At 69.8% G+C, this 17,206-nt stretch carries 16 protein-coding genes; 4 read left to right on the forward strand and 12 right to left on the reverse strand.

All coding sequences use genetic code 11. From position 1 onward, the window contains the following. The first annotated feature begins 59 nt into the window (after window positions 1-59). Together BT98_RS0114860 and BT98_RS0114865 are read left to right on the forward strand one after the other, a co-directional pair. Complete coding sequence (locus BT98_RS0114860; RefSeq protein WP_019462539.1) at window positions 60-299, forward strand: hypothetical protein; 240 nt, start codon at window positions 60-62, stop codon at window positions 297-299. 307 nt (window positions 300-606) lie between these two features. Continuing rightward, on the forward strand, window positions 607-1,119 hold the full coding sequence (locus tag BT98_RS0114865; RefSeq protein WP_027297262.1) for a GrpB family protein: 513 nt from the start codon (window positions 607-609) through the stop codon (window positions 1,117-1,119). A gap of 537 nt (window positions 1,120-1,656) precedes the next feature. Here the strand turns inward: BT98_RS0114865 and BT98_RS0114870 are convergent. The 3 genes from BT98_RS0114870 to coxB are packed head-to-tail and all read right to left on the reverse strand — an operon-like array spanning window position 1,657 to window position 5,350. Next, window positions 1,657-2,019, reverse strand: a complete 363-nt coding sequence (locus tag BT98_RS0114870) for a hypothetical protein (protein WP_019462537.1) — start codon at window positions 2,017-2,019, stop codon at window positions 1,657-1,659. Then, window positions 2,016-4,577, reverse strand: coding sequence for a cytochrome c oxidase subunit I (ctaD, locus tag BT98_RS0114875; protein ID WP_019462536.1), 2,562 nt, complete (start codon window positions 4,575-4,577; stop codon window positions 2,016-2,018). Before ctaD ends, BT98_RS0114870 begins: the two co-directional genes overlap by 4 nt. Beyond that, window positions 4,574-5,350 (reverse strand): cytochrome c oxidase subunit II, encoded by a 777-nt coding sequence (coxB, locus tag BT98_RS24555; protein WP_075822169.1) that lies wholly within the window; start codon window positions 5,348-5,350, stop codon window positions 4,574-4,576. The genes ctaD and coxB overlap by 4 nt, the downstream gene beginning before the upstream one ends. An 81-nt stretch (window positions 5,351-5,431) precedes the next feature. On the opposite strand from coxB, the gene BT98_RS0114885 reads away from it, so the two are divergent. Next, the gene (locus tag BT98_RS0114885) at window positions 5,432-5,929 is read left to right on the forward strand and encodes a DUF2231 domain-containing protein (RefSeq protein ID WP_019462534.1); all 498 of its coding nucleotides are present in this window, start codon (window positions 5,432-5,434) and stop codon (window positions 5,927-5,929) included. On the opposite strand, the gene BT98_RS24560 is transcribed toward BT98_RS0114885, so the two are convergent. From BT98_RS24560 to BT98_RS0114930, 9 genes are all read right to left on the reverse strand, one after another. After that, window positions 5,893-6,435 carry a CopD family protein gene (locus tag BT98_RS24560; protein ID WP_019462533.1) on the reverse strand — a complete coding sequence of 181 codons (543 nt, stop codon included), beginning with the start codon at window positions 6,433-6,435 and terminating at the stop codon, window positions 5,893-5,895. The two genes, BT98_RS0114885 and BT98_RS24560, sit on opposite strands and share 37 nt — an antisense overlap. Continuing rightward, the gene (locus BT98_RS0114895; RefSeq protein WP_019462532.1) at window positions 6,432-7,178 is read right to left on the reverse strand and encodes a cytochrome c oxidase assembly protein; all 747 of its coding nucleotides are present in this window, start codon (window positions 7,176-7,178) and stop codon (window positions 6,432-6,434) included. The genes BT98_RS24560 and BT98_RS0114895 overlap by 4 nt, the downstream gene beginning before the upstream one ends. Window positions 7,179-7,353: 175 nt before the next feature. Next, complete coding sequence (gene solA / locus BT98_RS0114900) at window positions 7,354-8,493, reverse strand: N-methyl-L-tryptophan oxidase (protein ID WP_019462531.1); 1,140 nt, start codon at window positions 8,491-8,493, stop codon at window positions 7,354-7,356. 123 nt (window positions 8,494-8,616) lie between these two features. Continuing rightward, window positions 8,617-9,075, reverse strand: a complete 459-nt coding sequence (locus BT98_RS28550) for a hypothetical protein (protein ID WP_019462530.1) — start codon at window positions 9,073-9,075, stop codon at window positions 8,617-8,619. Window positions 9,076-9,096: 21 nt separating this feature from the next. Further along, complete coding sequence (locus BT98_RS0114910; protein WP_037250994.1) at window positions 9,097-11,457, reverse strand: glycoside hydrolase family 31 protein; 2,361 nt, start codon at window positions 11,455-11,457, stop codon at window positions 9,097-9,099. Then, window positions 11,454-12,551, reverse strand: a complete 1,098-nt coding sequence (locus BT98_RS0114915) for an ABC transporter ATP-binding protein (protein ID WP_019462528.1) — start codon at window positions 12,549-12,551, stop codon at window positions 11,454-11,456. Before BT98_RS0114915 ends, BT98_RS0114910 begins: the two co-directional genes overlap by 4 nt. Window positions 12,552-12,569: 18 nt before the next feature. Continuing rightward, window positions 12,570-13,631, reverse strand: a complete 1,062-nt coding sequence (locus BT98_RS0114920; protein ID WP_019462527.1) for a carbohydrate ABC transporter permease — start codon at window positions 13,629-13,631, stop codon at window positions 12,570-12,572. A 2-nt stretch (window positions 13,632-13,633) separates the two neighbouring features. Further along, window positions 13,634-14,689 (reverse strand): carbohydrate ABC transporter permease, encoded by a 1,056-nt coding sequence (locus BT98_RS0114925; protein WP_019462526.1) that lies wholly within the window; start codon window positions 14,687-14,689, stop codon window positions 13,634-13,636. A 25-nt stretch (window positions 14,690-14,714) separates the two neighbouring features. Then, window positions 14,715-15,995 (reverse strand): ABC transporter substrate-binding protein, encoded by a 1,281-nt coding sequence (locus BT98_RS0114930; protein ID WP_019462525.1) that lies wholly within the window; start codon window positions 15,993-15,995, stop codon window positions 14,715-14,717. 155 nt (window positions 15,996-16,150) lie between these two features. Here BT98_RS0114930 and BT98_RS0114935 point away from each other — a divergent pair, with 155 nt between their 5' ends. Continuing rightward, window positions 16,151-17,167, forward strand: coding sequence for a LacI family DNA-binding transcriptional regulator (locus tag BT98_RS0114935; RefSeq protein WP_226945884.1), 1,017 nt, complete (start codon window positions 16,151-16,153; stop codon window positions 17,165-17,167). Window positions 17,168-17,206: the final 39 nt, after the last annotated feature.

Below are 17,206 nucleotides of genomic sequence, written 5' to 3' on the forward strand. Positions count from 1 at the left end.
TTGACGCAATCGTCGCCGCTCGTCCAGGCTTCCCGCGCCAACGATAAGGAAACGCCCGCATGACCGCCGTTCAGGATGTCGTCGAGTATCCCACCCAGCCGACCGACTACCTGCCGCACGTCATCACGCGCTGCGTCGAGAAGGCGGGGAAACTCGGCAGGCCGGTCCACTTCGCGCTGCACGGCGCGGAGGTCACCGTCCGGCCCGGGCAGACGGCCGACGAGGTGGATGCGGAGGTCCAGCGCCAGTGGCGGGCGGCGAACACCCATCCCATGCCGCAGGCTGCCTCCCCCGGCTGATCCGCCCGTCGCGCGGCCGTCGTCCTGTCGCCCCGCTCCCGTTGCCCTGGCCGCGACGACCCTCCCCGGAAAGCAGTGCCCGCCCGGGCCGGTTCCCGCGGCAGCGCGGCGCCCACATCCGACGGCGCCGCCACGACGGCCCCTCTTCCTGGGGGTGCTTCCGGCCGGATTTCCGGGCGTCCCGGATGTGCGCCAGATCACAGCAGCGCCGCCGCGGACCATGCCAGTTTCGGTGCCGCATTGCTGGGAATGGCGGGGCCCGGTGCTTCACCGGCGCCATGGATCGGGACAAGAGGGGCGAAGCCGTTTGCTGGGTTTGGACGATGGCCGTGTTTTCCTGGTGGGACATGATCCCGCCTGGGCTTCGCTCTATGCCTGCGAGGAGCGGCTCATCCGCTCCGCGATGCAGCGCCTGCTGGTGGACGTCCAGCACTTCGGAAGCACCTCGATCCCGGGCATCCGCGCAAAGCCGATCCTGGATCTGATGGTCGGGGTCCGCTGCCTTTCCATCGTCGACCGGTACAGGTCCCTGCTCGGTGGCATCGGCTACGAATACCAGGCCGACAGGCAGGTTCCGGGCGGAGCGTTCTTCGCCAAGGGGACGCCACGCACGCATCACCTGCATGTCGTGGAATGGAATGGCTGGAAATGGCGCCAGAACCCCGCCTTCCGCGACCGCCTCCGCAACGCACCCTGCCTCGCACGCTCGTACGAGGCGGAGAAGATGGCGCTGGCAAGCCGTTACCCGGGGGATCGCGTCTCCTATACGTCGGCGAAGGCCGATTTCATCAGGCGGAGCATAGACGCCTCCTCGCTTTGAGACGAACGGCAGAACGTACCGGCCTGCGGGCGCGCGAAGCTCCGGCGTCGCGCTCCATGGCTGGCCACGGTTGAGAGGCTCCGCCCCATCCCCCCGAGGCCATGCGTCCCGCCACCGCCCGGGTCGGGGCACGACCTCCACGAACGCTCCCTTGCTTTCCGAACCCGCCCCAGGCTATAGGAATAAAATCAACAGACGTCCCATAACCCGCGACCGCCTCCAGCAGCGCGTTCCGGGTTGATCCCCGACCAGCCCAACATCGCCGACAGCAAACGCCCGATGTCGTGCCTGACTGGATGCCTTTCGCCTCCCCCGCCATGGCGTCACCGCACCCGGAACCTGCGTCTCGGCGGCACTCGCCCACCACGCGGGCGGATAAAGGTCTAAAATCCTAAAATGCTAAAAAACCGGAAACGACGCGCCTGACGAGGGCCCTGGCCCGTGAAGGGGGAGAAGCGGACGGCGCGGGACCATGAAATGCCCGAGGGTCCATGCATCCTGCCATTCGCATGATGTCCTCCGGGCCGCATGGTCCGCTCAGGCGCAGGCCGAAAGGCCCAGCACGGGCAGGCCGGTCCAGAGCGTGGCCGCCAGCGCGGCCCCCGTGGCTGCCAGGGAAGCCAGGCCCAGGAAATGCCAGGGTTCGCCGGGCAACGGCCTGCCGGAGCCGAAGGCAACGGACCGCCAGCACCACTGGAGCAGCACCGTGAGCACGAGCAGATGCGCCGTCAGGATCAGCAGCAGCACGCCCCGCAGCAGGCTGAAGGGGCCGAGCGAAGCCTCTTCCCAGCCCCAGGCGCAGCCCAGCGACACACCGCCGTAGAGCGCGAGAAAGGCGGAACCCCAGACCGCGAAGCCGCCCAGCAGGAGCAGGCCGGAACGGCGCCCGGACTCGCTCACGCGCTGCCTCCCGCTGCTGGCAGGCCCCCCCAGCACAGCGCCAGAGCCGCGAGCAAGGCGATCGCTCCGGTAATGGCGGTGTAGTCGTGCCACAGGCGGCCGATCCGCAGATCCAGGCTACGCCGTGGCGAGAGGTAGCCCGCATGGCCGCGATACAGGCCGAAGCCGGCAAAGAGCAGGCCCAGCGCCGCGTGCAACGCGGCATAGGCCAGCAAGGCAACACCCAGCGCCCCCACGGCATGGGCCGCCGGGTCCGGCACCAGGCAAAGCAGCCACACCAGCGCGGCCAGCGCCACCCCATGGCCCAGCAGGGCCAGCAGCAGCCCGGCGCTCCGCCCTGCCGTCCGGCCACGGACATTGGCGGCGACGGCCCATCGCCCGCCCAGGGCTGCCAAAGCCAGCCCCGGCAGGACGAGGCCGGCCGGCAGCCACCCTCCCGGCGGTCCGCCCACGGAAGGCAGGGGCGGGGGTGGCCAGTTCGGGGCGACCACGTAGAGGAAGGCAGCCCCGAAGAGCAGCGAGGCGAAGAGCGTCGCATCCGCCACCAGGGTGAAGCGCATCGCCCAGAGCGAGGGCGCCGAGGCGCTCTCCACATGCGGGGGCAGCATCAGCCCGTGCCCGGCGGGAATGGGGCCGCTGTCCCGCCGCCCGGCCGGGTCCGGCGTCCAGCACAGCAGCAGGGCCAAGGCCGCCAGCAGCCCCAGCGGTGCCAGCCAGTAGAGGCCGAGCAGCAGCGCCACGAAGACCACGCCGGTGGCCAGGGCGGACCAGAGCGGCAGGAAGCTCGGCTGAGGGAGCACCACGATCTGCTCGGGCTTTCCGGTGGCGATCTCCACCGCCAGCGTCTCCTGGTGGCCGTTCCGGGCGAAAGGAAGATAGCCCTCCCCCGCCGCCAGCCTGCGACCCAGATCCGGATCGTCCCGCAGGGGAGCGCGGCCCGCCACCTCCGGCAGGGAGGCGAAGGCGTAGCTGGCAGCGGGGACGGGCATGGCCCATTCCAGCGTTTCGGCCTCCCAGGGATTGCGGCGGAAGCGCCGCCCGAAGCGGGACTGCAGCACCATGTCCAGCAGGAACAGCGCGAAGCCCATGGTGAGGATGAAGCCGCCAAGGGAGGAGATCAGGTTCAGTCCCTCCCAGCCGATCCCGGCCTCGTAACTGTGGATGCGCCGGGGCATGCCGCGCAGCCCCGTCAGGTGCATCAGGAAGAAGGTCAGGTTGAAGCCGAGGAAGATCAGCCAGAAGGCCGCAACACCCAGGCGCTGCACCGGCATCCGCCCGGTGACATGCGGCAGCCAGTAATAGGCGGCCGCGAGCATGGGAAAGATGAAGCCGCCCACCAGCACGTAGTGCAGATGCGCCACCACGAACTGCGTATCATGCGCCTGCCAGTCGAAGGGCACGACGGCCAGCATCACGCCGGTCAGCCCGCCGCAGGTGAAGACGAAGAAGAAGCCCAGGATGTAGAGCATCGGCAGAGTCAGGCGCGGCCGCCCGCTTGCCAGCGTGCCGGTCCAGGCGAAGATCTGCACCGCCGTCGGCACCGCGACCAGCGTGCTGGCGGCGGAGAAGAAGGCCTGCGCCAGATGCGGGATGCCCACGGTGAACATGTGGTGCACCCAGAGGCCGAAGGAGAGGAAGCCCACCGCCACCACGGCCACCACGATCCAGGTGTAGCCGAGCAGTTCGCGCCGCGCGAAGACCGGCAGCATGGTGGAGATGGCGCCGGCGGCGGGCAGGAAGATGATATAGACCTCGGGATGGCCGAAGAGCCAGAACAGGTGCTGCCAGAGCAGCGGATCGCCGCCGCGCGCGGGGTCGAAGAAGGGCAGGCCGATGGCGCGCTCCGCCTCCAGCAGCAGCGAGCCCAGGATCAGCGGCGGGAAGCCCACCAGCATCATCCCCGCCGTCACCAGCAGGTACCAGGCATAGATCGGCATCTTGTCGAGCGACATGCCGGGCGCGCGCAGCTTCAGGATGGTGACGGTGATCTCCACCGCGGCCGAGACGGCGGAGATCTCGACGAAGGTGATGCCGAGCAGCCAGACATCGGCGTTGATGCCGGGCGTGTAGGGCCTGGAGGAAAGCGGCGTGTAGAGGAACCAGCCGGTATCGGGCGCCACGCCGGCCAACAGGGCCACGATCAGGATCGAGCCGCCAAAGAGGTAGCACCAGTAGCCATAGGCGCCGAGGCGCGGGAAGGCCATGTCGCGCGCGCCGAGGATCTTCGGCAGGAGATAGATCGCCAGCCCCTCGAACATCGGGATGGCGAAGAGGAACATCATCACCGTGCCGTGCATGGTGAAGACCTGATTGTACACATCCGGCCCCAGGAAGGCCGAGCGCGGCGTGGCGAGCTGCGCGCGGATCAACATCGCCAGCAGGCCGCCGATCGTGAAGAAGACGAAGGCGGTGACGATGAAGCGCTTTCCGATCACCGTGTGGTTCACCGCCGAGAGCGCACCCCAGCCCTTCGGTGTGGCCCAGATGCGCTCCAGCTCCTTGTGCAGCCGGATCGGCGACGGGCGGTTGCGTTCCGCTGGATGCTCCCTGGCGGTCACGGTGCGTGCCCTCCCTGGGTCTGCCCGTCCAGCCTCCGCCCCTCCGGCGAACGCCCGACCGGCACGGAGCCTACCGCGCCCCGCTCTCCGTCGTCCCGCTCCTGCGCCCCGCGCGGCGCGGCCGGCAGCGGCAGGCGGCTGGCGAGGCGGGCCAGCACGGCCTCGTATTCCTCCGCCGGATGCGCCTGGACCGCGAAGCGCATCTCCGCATGGAAGGTGCCGCAGAACTCGGCGCAGAGGCCGTCATAGAGGCCCGGCTCCGCCGCCTTCAGGCGCAGGATGTTGGTATGGCCGGGGATGGCGTCCAGCTTGCCGCCCAGCCGCGGCACCCAGAAACTGTGGATCACGTCTCCCCCGATCACATGGACATCCACCGGCCGCCCGGCGGGGATATGCAGCAGGCCGGTGGTTTCCATCCCCTCCGCCTCCGGGTAGGTGAAGCGCCAGATCCATTGCTGCGGGCGCGCCTCCACCCGCAGGATGCCGGGCGTGCCCGGATGCGCCAGCAGCCTTTCCCCGCTCGCCAGGGCGAAGACCAGCAGCGCCGCCAGCACCAGGCCGGGCATCACGAGCCCACCCCAGAACAGCCAGAGCCGCTCGCCGGTGCCCGAGGCGATGCCGGGCCGCAGGAAGGCCAGAAGCAGCAACACCATCACCAACAGGAAGAGGAGCGCAGAGCCGCCCAGCATCACCCACCACAGCCGCGCCACCGAGGCCGCCGCGGGCCCGGCGGGGTCGAGGGTGGAGAAGGGCCCGCCGCATCCCCCGAGCACCGCGAGAAGCGGCAGGGGAAGCGTGCGGCGAAACCCGCCTGCCGCCGCGGACTTCTGCCGTGAGGCAGAAGGAGCAGCGGCATGGCGGAGGGCACCGAGACCAACCCGATCATCGAGAACCTGTCGGAGGAGGATGTTTCCTCCGCCGTGGCGGTGGCCGGCCACCCCCTGCATGCCATGGCGGTGCATTTCCCCATCGCCCTGGTCTTCGCCACGCTGGGCTGCGACCTGCTCTACTGGTGGTCGGCCGATCCGTTCTGGCTGCGCGCCGGCCTCTGGGCCTGCGGCGTCGCCTTCGTCAGCGGCGTGCTCGCGGCGGCGATCGGCACGGCGGAACTCCTGCTGGTGCCCGGCATCCGGGGTCGGGCGGCGAGCTGGATGCACGCGATCGTGGCCATGGCACTGATCGCCATGATCGGCATGAACTGGGGCCTCCGGCTGGTGGATGCGGCGGCGGTCCTGCCGCTCGGCCTGCTGCTGTCCGTGCTCTGCGCGGCCTTCACCGGCGTCGCGGGCTATCATGGCGGCAAGCTGATCCTGGATCATGGGATCGCCCTCATGGTGTCGCCACGCGGCTGAAGGGGCGTCAGCAGCCCGCCCAGGAGGTTCCCCACCAGGTCCCGCAGTCCGCCCGGGCGGTGCAGCACCTCGGGCAGGGCATCGAGGCCAGCCCCCGGCTTGTCCAGCACCAGCCAGAGGATGCCCAGGACCGTCAGCAGGGTCAGCCCCGCCAGCCCGGCATTCGTGCCGCGCCACAACAGGCGCGGATTGTCGAAGAGATGCAGCACCACATAGCCGTTCACGAGGTGCAGCAGGGCCAGCACCCCGACCGCCAGCAGCTTCGCGGCGAACCAGAGTGTGAAGGTCTCGCGCAGGAAGATCAGCGCCGTGCCGGAGCCGATGGCCAGGAAGGCCGCGGGCGAGACCAGGGTGACGAAGAGGAAACGGGTGAAGGCCTGCAACTCGAAGAGCGGCCTCCCCTCCGCCACCTGCGGCCGTCGGGCATAGAGCATCGGCAGGCTCAGCAGGCCGGCGCACCAGATGCTCAGCGTGGCGATGTGCAGGAACTTCAGCCAGAGGATCATGCCGCGCGGCGATCCTCGGTGCCGAGCAGGCCCGCCAGCCGGAACAGCGCCACCGCCAGATAGGGCAGGCTGGCGGGCACCCACATGATCAGGCCGGCGAGCTGCTGGTCCTCCAGCGGCGAAAGGCCGAAGGGCGCGGTGGTCGCCAGGTGCGGCGCGTAGAGCTCCTGCCCAGCGAAGGTCAGCAGCGCCCCGAGCAGCCCCATCTGCATGGTGGTGAAGAGCAGGGCTGCCAGGGCCGGCCCCGCCGGCCGCTCCGGCGAGAGCACCGCATGCCAGAGCATCAGGGCGGGGAACAGCAGCGAAAGCTCCATGAGCCAGTACAGGGCATCGCTGCCGAGGGCCGCCGCATAGGGGGCCGGGGCATGCCAGAACCAGAGCAGCACGGCCTGCGCCCCCGCCAGGGTGGGGAAGAGGGCGCGGCCGCCACCGCCCCGGCCCGGGGGAAGACCCGCGGCCAGCAGCGGCGCGGCCACCGCGACGAGCAGCATGTGGTGCGCCACCCGGGCCGAGAAGAGCGCCGAGCTCAGCGCGCAGAGCGGGGAGACGAAGGCGGCGAGGAGGGCCAGCCAGCCGGCCAGGGCGAAGCGCGCCTGCCGGCCCCGCCCTTCCCGCGCCAGCCACCAGCCATGGGCCAGGGCCGCGAGCGCCAGAACCGAGAGCAGGACCGGATCAAGGTTCCAGCGGCCCCAGAGCTCCTCCGGCAGTGGAGCGCTGCCGCAATAAGGGATCGTCGGGTCCATGGCCGCCTGCCTTCTTCGCGATGCGGAGACCGGCCCCGCATCGCCCTGGATGTTCTGTCCGTGTTCCGGCGGCGCTTCCCGGCCCCGGCGGAACATTCTCCGGGGCTATCGCGCGAGGGGATCGGTTGGCTGCATGGAGGGCGGCGGGTTTTCCGGATTCAGGCCTCCGGGGGGGTCACGCCGCCAGGGGCTTGCGCTTCAGGCGCAGGAAGTCGATGGCATGGCGCGTGCGGCCGTCCCCGGTGGCGAGGTCGGCCAGGATCTCGCCCACCACGGAACAGAACTTGTACCCGTGGCCGGAACAGGGCGAGGCCAGCACCACCTGCTCCTGGCCCGGCAAGTGGTCGAGGATGAAGTGCTCGTCCGGCGTGTTGGTGAAGAGGCAGGAGCGCAGGGCCATGGTCGGGCCGTTGCCCTCGGGGAAATAGCGCCCGGCGAAGTCGCGCAGCAGCGCTTCGTCGCGCGCATCCGGCTCGCGCCGCAGCGCCTCGGGCGCTCCCTGCTCCTCCAGATGGTGATAGCGCCCGAACTTGAAGCCCGGCACCTCGTAGATGGGAAAGCCATAGAAGCGGCCTTCCGGGACGTCGAGGTTGAAGACCGGGAAGCAGGAGCGGTCGAAGAGCTCCGGCCGGCGTGGTTGCAGCCAGGCCAGCACCTGCCGCTCCGGCACGGCCAGCCGCGAGAGTTCCGGCACGAGCTGCCCCATCCAGGGCCCGGCGGCCAGGACCAGCCGCTCCGCCTCGTAGCGCCCCTGTTCCGTCTCCACCACCACGCCGCCCGAGGGCGCCACCCGCCACTCGCGGACCGCCTCGCGGGCGCGGATCTCCGCGCCCAGGGCCTGTGCCGCCCGCACATGCGCGATGATGGCGCGCTCGCTGGCGATCAGCCCGCCCTGGGGCTGGAACACCGCCCGCGTGCCGCCCGGCAGGCGATAGGCGGGGAAGCGCTCCCCGATCTGCGCGGCGTCGAGAACCTCGTGCGGCAGATCATGCTGCAGGGCCGAGGCCAGCGCGCCCTGGAACAGGCCGCCCTCCTCCGGCCCGGCGTCGATGGAGCCGGTGGTGACCAGGAGCTCCTCGCCGCTGGCATCCTCGATCTCCCGCCACAGCTCATAGGCCCGGCGCAGCAGCGGCACATAGGCCGGGTCCTCGTAATAGGGCAGGCGGATGATGCGGCTGATGCCATGGGAGGACCCCATGGCATGGGGGATGTCATAGCGTTCCAGTCCCAGCACCCGCTGGCCGCGCCGGGCGAGCTGCCAGGCGGCGGCGCTGCCCATGCCGCCGATCCCCACCACGATCACGTCGTAACGCATGCCCCGGCCTTCCCTGCTCCCTTCCCGATCCGGGGGGACCGGGCGCGTCACATCATGATGCCCGGGCGCCCGGTGGGTGGCCAGTGGGTGGCCAGTGGCGGCGCCACCGCCGGACCGTGCCGCTCAGGAGACCCGGCGCAGGTGGCGCACCGGCCAGCCTCGGGTCAGCGCCTGGACCGAGGCCGCGATGCTTTCCGCATCCAGCTCATGGTGGCGGTAGAGGTCGCCCACCGTGCCGGTCTGGCCGAGACGCTCCACGCCCAGCGCCCGGATCCGGTGTCCATGGACGGCCCCCAGCCAGGCCAGCGTGGCGGGGTGCCCGTCCAGCACCGTGACCAGCCCGCAATGCGCGGGCAGCCTGCCCAGCAGGGCCTCGGCTGGCCGGCCTCGCGCAGGCGCTGCGCCGCTGTCGATGCATCGGGCCAGCGGCATGTCGACCTTGGCGGTCTCGTGCATCAGCAGGCCGAAGCCCTGCTGCGTGGGCATCTGCGACTGCATCGGCACGGGCAGCGCCACTGGCACGGGAACGGACGCCGCCGTGATCCGCGCCTCCGCACCCGGGCCACCGTGCCGCAGCGGCATTGAATTCCGCCTTGGCGAGCCTCAGAGGCGGAGGATGCCCTCTCCGTCCGATGTGCGGACCGGCGTTCCTGGGCCGACCCTTTGCAGCTTCATCTCCGTAAAGGCGGGGCGGTGACTGCCCTCCGTCCTCAGGCTCAGCACCGTCTCGCCACCTTCCTTGCGGCGGAAGACATGCAGCCGCAGCCCGGACTCGCGCCAAGCCATGGTGTCGCCGTCATCCTCGTAGAGGAGGGCCTCGCCCTCCCCTTCGCCGAAGACGAGGAGGCTGCGCTCACTATCGCTGGCCGGATCGACGCGGTCGAGCTGGCCGGTGACCGGCACCATGGCACCCGCGCGGACGAAGACCGGCAGATGGCCCAGCGGCGCCTCCACCGTGATCTCCTCGCCGCCAGGGAAGGCCTCGCCGGTGCGGAAGTCGTGCCAGCCGCCGGGATGCTGCGGCAGGTAGATGCGGCGCGACACCGCGCCTTCCTCCAGCACCGGGGCGACGAGCAGGTCGCGGCCGAGCAGGAAGACGTCGTCCTGGCCCTTGCAGCGCGGGTCGCCGGGGAAGTCGTAGAAGGTCGGCCGCACCACCGGCTCGTTCTCCGCCGCCGCGCGCCACATCTGCGTGTAGAGATAGGGCATCAGGCGGTAGCGGAGCGCCATGGCCTCCCGCACCTGCGACAGCACCTCCGGATGCATCCAGGGCAGGTTGACAATGCCGTCATTGTTCCAGGAATTCATCACGAAGCGCGGCCAGAGCGAGCAGAACTCGACAAAGCGGCAGAACAGCTCGGGCCCCGGGCTCGGCCCGTGGAAACCGCCCACGTCGTGACCGGTGTTGTACATCCCGGACAAGCTCATGGTGATGCCCTGCGCGAGATTGAAGCGCAGCGTCTTCCAGGCCGTCTCGTTGTCGCCCGTCCAGCTCTGGCCATAGCGCGCGATGCCGGCGCAGCCGCCGCGCGTGACGGCATAGATGCGCTTGTCCGGCGTGCGCGCCTGCTGCGTCTCGTGCGACAGCTTGGTCATCAGCAGGGCCTGGGCCGGCCGCGCCAGGGACTGGCGGTAGGGCCGTCCGTCACCATTGACGAGAGCGTCCTCGTCCCAGATCTCGTATTCGTTGTTGTCGTTCCAGACGGTGGTGACGCCGTAGTCGAGCAGCGCCGTCTCCAGCCCGTTGCGCCACCAGGCGCGGCCCTGGGGATGGGTGAAGTCGAGATGGTAGCCGAGCCCGTCCCAGAACTGCGCCACGGCGGGTTGCCCCGTGTCGCCGTCCTGCACCAGGAAGCCGCCCTCCAGCGTTTCCGCGAGGCGCGGATGGTCGTCCAGCAGGCAGGGCTTGAGGTTGGTGACCGGCTGCATGCCGGCCTCCTTCAGCCGGCGCATGGTCGCGGCCGGATCAGGGAACTTGCTGCGGTTCCAGTTGAAGGCGTAGCGCTTGCCGTTGATCGAGGTATAGCCCGAGCCGAAATGGAAGCTGGAGCAGGCGATGCCTTCCTGTTGGCAGCGGTCGATATAGTCCTTGATCTGCGCGTCCGCATCGTCGGCATCGGCGATGGCCATGGAGGTGGTGGCGAAGCCCAGCGTCCATTTCGGCGGGAAGGCCTGACCGCCCACCATCCAGGAGAAGCGCCGCACCACGTCCGGCACGCCGGGGCCGGCGAGGACGGTATAGTCGAGATCCCCATCCTGCGCCGCATAGGAACGGAACAGGCCGTGATAGTTGTCGATGGTGCAGCCGAGATCGACCTCGGCCACGGCGAGGTTGTCGTAATAGACCCCATGCGCGCCGCGCGGCCCGTCCACGATGAAGAACGGCACCATCTTGTAGAGCGGGTCGCTCAGCTCCGCATCGAAGCCGCAGGGGTCCACCGCATCGATGCGGAAGCGGCGGCCGGTATGGTCCACCGGCCCGGCCTTGTCGCCCAGCCCGTAATGGCTCTCGCCCTCGTGCCGCAGCATGAAGTGCTGCAGGGCGCCGGTGCGGGGGGAGACGGCATAGGCCTGGGTCGGCCGGTCCGCCAGGAAGGGCTCGGACTCGCCGGGGCGGTGCCAGGCGATGCCGAAGGGCTCCAGGGTGACATGGGCGGTCAGCCCGCCCTCGGTGGAAAGGGTCACGCCGCCCTCGCCTTCCCGCACCGTGACGGCTGGGCAGGAGAAGCCGGAAAGATCCTCGCGGGCGCGGCCCTCATAGGGCGGCTCCAGCCCACCGGGAGCGATCGACCAGCCGCGGTCGAGGCGGTAACCCTGGGCGCCCTTCAGGGCGACGCGGCCCATGTCGCGCTCCGGCATGGCGATACGGATCCCGGCGGAAAGCCGCCCCAGCCGCTCGGCGACCTCGAAGACCGCCCAGTGCCCGTCCCGGCCGATATAGCGGCCCTTGGTCAAAGCCTTCATGCGAGATGTCCGGTCCCTTGCATGGCCCGCAGCGCGAGGCCTTCGCTGTTGAAGAGGTGGATGGCGTCGCGGCGGGCGCGCAGCCGCACTGTGTCGCCGCGCGCGAGGCCGAGCTGGCCCTCCTGGCGCACGCAGATCTGCGGCAGGCCGGGCGCGGAGGCGTAGAGATAGGTTTCGGAGCCGAGCTGCTCGAGCAGGTCGACATGCGCCTCCAGGTCGCCGCCCTCGCCGGTGGGCTCCAGATGCTCCGGCCGCACGCCGAAGGTCACCGGCTCGCCCTCCCGCAGCCCGCCCGGCAGGTCGAGGCGGATCTCCCGCCCCTCCACCGCCAGGGCGCCGCCGCTGCCGGCCCGCGCCACGCGCGCCGGCAGGGCGTTCATCTTCGGTGACCCGATGAACCCCGCCACGAAGAGGTTCGCGGGGTTGTTGTAGAGCTCCAGCGGCGTGCCGACCTGCTCGATCAGCCCGCCGCGCAGCACCACGATGCGGTCGGCCAGGGTCATCGCCTCGACCTGGTCGTGCGTCACGTAGATCATCGTGCCGCCGATCTCCGCATGCAGCGCGGCCAGCTCCTTGCGCGTGGCGACGCGCAGCTCGGCATCGAGGTTCGAGAGCGGCTCGTCGAACAGGAAGATCTTCGGGTCCCGCACGATGGCGCGGCCGATGGCCACGCGCTGCCGCTGCCCGCCGGACAGCGCACGGGGCTTGCGATCGAGATAGGGCGCGAGCTGCAGCATCTGCGCCGCACGCTCCACCCGCGCGGTGACCTCGGCCTTCGGCAGGCGCATGTTCTCCAGCGCGAAGCCCATGTTCTGCCGCACGCTCATGTGCGGGTAGAGGGCATAGGACTGGAACACCATGGCCAGGCCGCGGTCGGAGGCCGGCAGGCGCGTGACGTCCTGACCGTCGATCTGCACCTGTCCGTCGGTGACCATCTCCAGCCCCGCGATCAGGCGCAGCAGGGTGGACTTGCCGCAGCCGGAGGGGCCGACGAAGACCATGAACTCGCCGTTGCGGACCTCCAGGTCCACGCCGCGGATCACGGAGGTGTCACCGAAGCTCTTGGTGACGTTGCGGAGCCTGAGCTCAGCCATGGACGGATCTCCCGATGCTCATTTCATTCCCGTCGAACCGATCCCGGTCGTGATGAAGCGCTGGAGGAAGACGAAGACGAGCGCGACCGGCAGCAGCGTCACGACCGTCATGGCGAGGAGGTAGTGCCACTGCGTCTGCAGCTCGCCCTGGAAGGCGTTGAGGCCGATCTGGAGCGTGTAGCTCTCGGTCTTGGTCAGCACGGCCAGCGGCCAGAGGAACTCGTTCCAGCGCCACATGACCGAGAAGATGCCGAGCACCGCCAGGGCCGGCGCCGTCAGCGGCATGACGATGCGCCAGTAGATCTGCCACTCGGAGGCCTTGTCCATGCGTGCGGCCTCCACGAGGTCGCGCGGCAGGGTCAGCATGTACTGGCGCAGCAGGAAGACGCCGGTGGGCGTGGCGGCGCCGGGCAGGATCACCGCCCAGAGCGAGTTCACCAGCCCGAGCTTGGTGATGACCAGATAGACCGGCACCAACACGATGGTGATCGGGATCATCAGCGTGCCGATCACCGCCAGGACGGCGAGGCCCTTGCCGCGGAACTCGTAGAGCGAGAGGGCATAGGCGGCCATGGAGTTGATCAGCAGCGTGATCAGCGTCGCCACCACGGTGACGAAGACCGAGTTGCCGAGGAAGCGCATGAAGTCGAACTGCCGCAGCGGCTCGATGTAGTTCGAGATGGCCAGCGAGAAGGCACGAACCGGCTCGCGCCGGTCCACCGGCACGCGGACGGTCTGGCCCGGATCGGCCGGGTCCACCATCTGCGCCTGCAAGCCGACGCGGCGGATTTGTGCCATCTCCTTCACGCTGCCATCCGGCAGCGTGACCTTGAAGAGCGGCAGCGGGTTGGGCTGGCCGGGCACCGTCACCTCGACCTGCGAGAGCGGCAGCAGGGTGGGCGGGAATTCCAGCAGCCCGGCCGGGGTCTTGAAGGAGGACAGAAGCAGCCAGAGCACCGGCCCGAACATCAGCAGGGTGCCGATGGCCAGGTAGAGGTAGCTGGCGATGTCGGTCCAGTGCAGCGGCTGCCCGGGATTGCGGCGGCGCGCGAGGAAGCGCAGGGCGCGGGTGGCCACCATGGTCAGTTCCTCCGCCGCCCGGCCACGCCAAGCTGGATCAGGGTCAGGATGAAGAGCACGGCGCCCAGCAGCACCGAGGCGGCGGCGGCGAGGCCGAAGTTCTGCACCTGGTTCGCGAAGGCGGTCTCGTAGATGTACTGCACCACCATCATCGTCGCCGTGCCGGGTCCGCCGCCGGTCAGCACGAAGACCTCGTCGAAGGTCTGCACGCCCTTGATCAGCGCGAGCACGATGACCACGATCATGTTCGGCCAGAGCAGCGGCAGGGTGATGCGCCAGAAGATGCGGTGCGTCGGCGTGCGGTCCATCGCCGCCGCCTCGTAGAGATCGGAGGGGATGGCCTGCAGCCCGGCGAGCAGGATCAGCGTGTAGAAGCCCATATGGGCCCAGACGGAGACGAAGATCGCCCAGAACATCGCCCAGCCGGGTTCGTTCAGGAACAGGATGCGGTCGCCGCCCAGCCCCATGATGATGGCGTTCAGCAGGCCGTCGCGCTGGAGGATCCACTTCCAGATCAGCGCCACCACCACGGGGGAAAGCAGCACGGGAAAGAAGAAGACCGCGCGGAAGAAGCCCCGGGCGCGAATCCTGCGGTTCAGCACCAGCGCGGTGACCAGGGAGGCCAGCACCGTCCCCACGACGTTGAACAGCGTGAAGGTGCCGGTGTTGGCAACGCCCCGCCAGAAGTGGTCCTCCCGGCAGGAGCCAGGGTCGATGAAGGAGCCGCAGTCGAGCAGGTAGGCGTATTGCTGCGTTCCGACATAGGGCCGTTCCGAGGGGAACAGCGCGGCGCCGCCGGTCAGCGAGAACCAGAGGTTGATCGCCAGCGGCAGGAAGACGAAGAGCCCGAAGAAGGCGGCATTGGGCAGGAGGAAGACATAGGGCATCCCCCGCTCGCCGATCAGCTTCTGCACGCCCCGCATCGGTGCGTCGATGAGGCGCAGCGGCAGCGCCGCGGCCCATCCCAGGGCGCGCAGGGTGCTTCTTTCCCCCGGGCGCGGCGCAGCCGGGGCGGTTGCCGTGCCCACGGGGGGCACGGCGGTGTCGACGGAGCTCATTCTGGCGATCCCGGTCCGGGGAGGACTACTTCTTGTCGCGCTCGGCGATCTGCTGCGTCACGTCGTCGGTGATGCGGCGATAGGCTTCGTCCAGCCCGATCTCGCCGGCCACGGCCTGGCCGAGGCGGCTGATGGCGGCGTTGAAGATGATGCGCGAGCCGGAATAGCCCTGGAGGCGGTAGGCCGCCGGGGAGATCTGCTGCACCTCCGCCGTGAAGACCTTCAGCGCCGCCCGCGCCGCCTCGGAGCCGGACTTGTACTCCACGCCCTTGGCCGCGATTCCGACATGGCCGGGCACGAAGAGGGCGCGGCTGTAGAACTCGGCCATCACCTCCTCGCTGGCGAGGTATTCCATGACCTTCGCCACCTCCGCGGGATGCTTGCTGGACCTGAAGGCCATCAGCGCGGCGCCGCCCGGCATGGGAGAGCAGTTGGCCGGGCCACAGGGCGTCGGCACGGCCACCCAGTCGAAGGCATCGCCGATGGTCTTGTCGAACTGGGCGATCTGCCAGGAGCCGGACAGGTACATCACGACCTGCGCGTTCTTGAACTCGTCATTGGCGCCGCGATAGGCAGAGCCCGCCACCGAGCCCCAGATCTCCTTGGACATGATGCCCTTGCGGTGCCAGTCCACGACCAGGGAGGCGGCGCGCTTGAAGCCGTCATCCACGACGGCGGGCTTGCCGGCCTCGTCGATGCCGGTGGCGCCCTGCGACACGGCGAGGCTGAAGAAGCGGTGCCCCGAACGGTCCAGCGCCAGGGGGAAGGGCGCGTCCACCTTGGCCGCTACCGCCTTCACCGCTTCCGCCCACTGCTCCCAGGTCGTCCTGGGCCCGGGCATGGCGATGCCCGCCTGCTCGAACAGCGTCTTGTTGACGAAGGGTCCGGTGACGGTGAGCTGGGTCATGAAGCCGGGGATGGAACTCGTGTCGCCGGGCACCCGCATCCAGGGCAGGAAGGGGCCGTAGCCCGCCTCCCAGGCCGCCGCGTCCTTCAGATAGGGGCGGAGGTCCAGCCCGTAGCGTGCCAGCCCGCCCATGTCGGCGACGCGGGCCATGTCCGGTCCCTGCCCCGAGGCGAGCTGGACCGGCAGGTTCTCGCTGATCGCCTTGAACGGCACCTGGTCCAGGACCACGCGGATGTCGGGGTTCTTTCCCTCGAAGCGGCGGAGCAGGTCGTTCATGACCTCGCCCTCGTTGCCATCCGAATACCAGGCCATGCGGAGGGTGGTCTGGGCCATTGCCGGCCCGAAGGCCGTCGTTGCGAGACTCAGCCCGGCCGCGAAAGCGTACGCGAACACCTTCATGAACTTCCTCCCTGGTCCGACCTGCGGGCGCGCTCGGACGGGCGCTTCGTCGGTCGGCCGGTATTTGGCAAACGTTTGCCTACCCTGTCAAAGGGTTTTATGAAAGTCATAAGAGTCCGAGTGGAATGGACCCGGAAGCAGCGGAGGCAGGATGCGTGACTGACAGAGAAGGTGGTCCGCCGCCCGACAACCGGCCGGTTTCCCTGGCGATGGTCGCCGCCACCGCCGGGGTCTCGATCTCGACGGTGTCGCGCATCGTCAATGGCGAGACCCGCCGTGCCTCGGCGGAAACCGTGCAGCGGGTGCGCGAGGCGGTGGAGGCCACCGGCTACCGCCCGAACTCCATCGGCCGGACCCTGCGCAGCGGGGAAAGCCGCCTGGTGGCCATGCTGGTGGCGAATCTCGACAACCCCGCCATGGCGACCATCGCGGCCTCCACGGAGGCGGCGCTGCGGACAGCGGGCTACATCATGATCCTCTGCGACACCCATGACCGCGCGGAGCTCCAGGACGAGTATCTGGCGGCCATGCGGGCCCAGCTCGTGCAGGGCTATATCCTCGTGGTGGCGCGGCCGAGCCCCGGGTTGGCGGAGGTGGTGGCGCGCCGGACGCCCATGGTTTTCGTCGGGCGCCGGAACCCCTGCGGCGAAGGGGCCTTCGTGGGGATCGACAATTTCCAGGCCGGATCGCTTGTGGCCGAGCATCTCTGGAATGCCGGAATCCGCGCGCCGGGGGTCCTGTCGCCGCTGGAAGGGTCCTCCGCCACCCGCGAGCGCGTGGAAGGCTTCCGCGCCCGCTATGCTTCCTTCGGCGTCGATCCGGGGGCGATCCCCGAATGGCGGGCGCCCGGCCTAGCGCATGTGGAGGTCGGCTATCGCGCCGCCCAGGCCATCGGACCGCGTTCCGCCTGGCCAGGAGGACTGCTCTGCGTCAGCGACCAAGTGGCCTATGGTGCCTTCCGTGCGGCCCGCGAGGCGCAGCTCCGCATGCCGCAGGACTGCCGGCTGGTGGGGATCGACGGGAGCTCCCTCAATCCCTGGCTGGCGCCGTGGCTCGAATCCGTCCGCGTTCCCTATGAGCGCTTCGGCCCGGTGATCCTGGCGCAGTTGCAGCGGAGCTGGGCCGGGGAGGAGCCGGCGGAGCAGCTCCTCCCGCATGGGCCGGTGGCATGACCGGGGGCCGCGACAGCCCGGGCGGAGAGACTCCGGCCG

Source organism: Roseomonas mucosa ATCC BAA-692, from assembly GCF_000622225.1.
GTDB classification, from domain to species: Bacteria; Pseudomonadota; Alphaproteobacteria; order Acetobacterales; family Acetobacteraceae; genus Roseomonas; species Roseomonas mucosa.